The 2,815-nt window shown below is 51.2% G+C and carries 3 protein-coding genes; all 3 read right to left on the bottom strand.

Features of this window, described 5'->3' with window-relative positions; translation table 11 throughout:
* The coding region (locus BSCG_RS01230) for a TraG family conjugative transposon ATPase (RefSeq protein ID WP_008777482.1) at positions 1-2,383 on the bottom strand (2,383 nt) is incomplete at its 3' end.
* Positions 2,380-2,712, bottom strand: coding sequence for a DUF4133 domain-containing protein (locus BSCG_RS01235; protein WP_008777481.1), 333 nt, complete (start codon positions 2,710-2,712; stop codon positions 2,380-2,382). The genes BSCG_RS01230 and BSCG_RS01235, both read right to left, overlap by 4 nt.
* Before the next feature lies 1 nt (position 2,713).
* On the bottom strand, positions 2,714-2,815 hold a 102-nt coding region (locus BSCG_RS29240), incomplete at its 5' end, for a DUF4134 family protein (RefSeq protein WP_004315125.1).

Raw genomic sequence — 2,815 nt, 5'->3', positions numbered from 1 at the left:
TATATTCTTCAAGCGACACCTCGGTGGCATAGACTGCTGACTGTGAGCCTCCGAGACCAATCCACACTTCCTTGTACTTTCGGGAAGGATTGTTTGCCATGTTGATGGAAAGTATCTGCGCCCGCTCCTTGTCGGTCAGACCGAGCAACGCTTGGATCTCATCGAACTTGTTCATATACTTGCGCTGGTCAAGGAGAATCTTACAGTCACTATTATTAATGATGGTACCCTTGACAATCGGGGAAGAAATGATGTCCTCCACTTCCTGGGTCACGACCACGGCCTCACCGAAAAACTTTCTGACGGTCTTGAAGAGGTACCGAAGATATTCCGCCATACCCTCCTTGCTAATGGCTTTCCAGGCTTCTTCCAATAATATCATCTTGCGGATTCCTTTCAACTTTCTCATTTTGTTGATGAAGGTTTCCATGATGATAATGGTGACTATCGGGAAGAGTACTTTATTGTCCTTGATATTGTCCAATTCAAAAACTATGAAGCGTTTACTCTGTAAATCAAGCTGTTTGTCAGAGTTAAGCAGGTAGTCATACTCGCCACCTTTGTAGTAAGGCTCCAATACATTGAGGAATCCCCATACGTCAAAATCCTTCTCACGGGTTCGCTTCTCTTTTAGGATATCCTGATACTCGTCACGGATAAACTCATAGAAGGTATTGAAGGAGGGTTTTATGCTGCTGTCCCTGCGGATTTTCTCCAGAAAGAGATTGACCGCATTGGATAGCGCCACCTCCTCGGCACGTGTCGGCGGCTCGTCGTCACGCTTCCACAGGGTAAGGATAAGCGTCTTGACGGATTCTTTCTTCTCGATATCGAAAATCCCGTCTTCCACGTAAAAAGGATTGAAAGCTATCGGATCTTTTTCTTCATAAGTAAAATAAATCCCGTCCTCGCCGTGTGTCCTGGCATGGATAAGGCTGCACAGTCCCTGATAGGAGTTTCCGGTATCCACCAACAGCACATGCGCACCCTGCTCGTAATACTGGCGTACCATGTGGTTGGTGAAAAAAGATTTCCCGCTGCCCGAAGGTCCGAGGATGAATTTGTTCCGGTTCGTGATTGTGCCGTTCTTCATCGGCAGGTCGGAAATATCCAGATGGACGGGTTTTCCGGTCAGGCGGTCCACCATACGGATGCCAAACGGGGAGAGCGAGTCCTTGTAGGAGGTTTCCCCGATGAACAGGCACAGGGCCTGCTCGATAAAGGTGTGGAAACTCTCCTCGGACGGGAAATCTCCGGCATTGCCGGGTATTGCCGCCCAGAAGAGGGTCGGCACATCCACCGTGTTGTGGCGCGGTTTGGCTTCCATCAACGCCAGCTGGCTGCCCACATCGTTCTTGATGCGCTTCAACTTTTCCCGGTCATCGCTCCATGCCATGACATTGCAGTGCGCACGGATGGAAACCAGCCCTTTGCTGTGTGCCTCGTTCAGGTACTCCTCAATCCATTCGCGGTTGATCTGGTTGGAACGGCTGTAACGGGAAAGCGAGTGCATGTTCCGTGCGGTCTGCTCGAATTTCCTGAGAATTTCAGCCGAATCATCAATGAAGAGATACTGGTTCACCACATGGTTGCAGGTAAGCAGGATGCCTATCGGTGCGGCAAAGGACAGCCGGCAGTCGCTCCGGTCTGTCGAGAGCCTTTCATACCGGCAATCGGTTGACACGTTCGACGGCAGGTCTTCCGGATCGGAAAGCGTATGAAGGCACAGGTAGTTGTCGCCCACCTTCATTTCTCCGGCACCGAGTGACAGATCCTGCAAGCAGGTAGCATCTTCCTGCGACATGGAAAAATACTTCTCGATGATGCCGGCGGAATTGTTGCTCCCGATGATCTCCTCATCCGTCAGGCGGATGATACGTAGCAGGCCGCTGTCGTTTACGATGCGTTCGAATTGTCCGCAGCACTCCATGAACCGGGTGACGGTTTCCTTGTCCTGCATTTCCTTGGGGATAATGAATCCCCTTGTAAGTGCATTGAAACTGCTGGTTGTCCGGCTGTGTTCCTTCGTGGTTTTCGTAAGGAACAGGTAACAGGTATGCTGCAAATACGGCCGCTCGTTGAAATGGCGTTCGAAACTGCGGCTCAGAAAGCTCAGGTCTTCCTTGCAGATATCCGGCTTATATCCCTCTTCGATGAAGAAGTCCTGCTTGTGTACGATGCTGTAGTTCGGCAAGACCTTTACCGCTTTTGCCCAGGTGGAGTGCATGGACTCGTACTCGGCACGTGTCAGCGTGAACAGTTCCGGCAGTTCCACCCGGTATGCCACGGTGATGTCCGCATCCTTGCTGATGATGCAGCCGTTCTCCACGGCCAACAGCGGAAACTTGCTTTCCAGCGTGGCTGTTTTCATTACGTTTTTCATGCTTTTCTGTTTTTAATGGTTGGAGAAAACAACCGGAGGAACTTTCTCCGGCTGATGATGTAGCGGGGATGGCTGCGCAGCGCATGGAGTTTCATAAGGCCCCATTCACCGTATTTCGAATTCATCCTGAAAGTGCCCCAGACCAGCACCGATGCGGAAACGACCCCGAAACCGATGCAGACCCACTGGTCGATACCTGCCATGTACATGACGACGAAGATTACGAACAACGCGAGCAATCCTCCCGCAAAGATGAACAGGTACTGGCTCTTGAGTCCCTTGAACTCCGGGCTGCGCCCAATCCCCTTGTTGACATTGAATTCCGCCATATTACAGGAAGAATGAGCGTAAGATGGTGGCAGCGACAATCAGGAAGATACACGCACCGAACCAGCTGGCGGCAGTCTTTGAGGTGTCCGGGTCACCTGACGA

The organism is Bacteroides sp. 2_2_4 (assembly GCF_000157055.1).
Taxonomy (GTDB): Bacteria; Bacteroidota; Bacteroidia; order Bacteroidales; family Bacteroidaceae; genus Bacteroides; species Bacteroides ovatus.
This window is presented reverse-complemented; position numbering and strand designations above follow the sequence as displayed.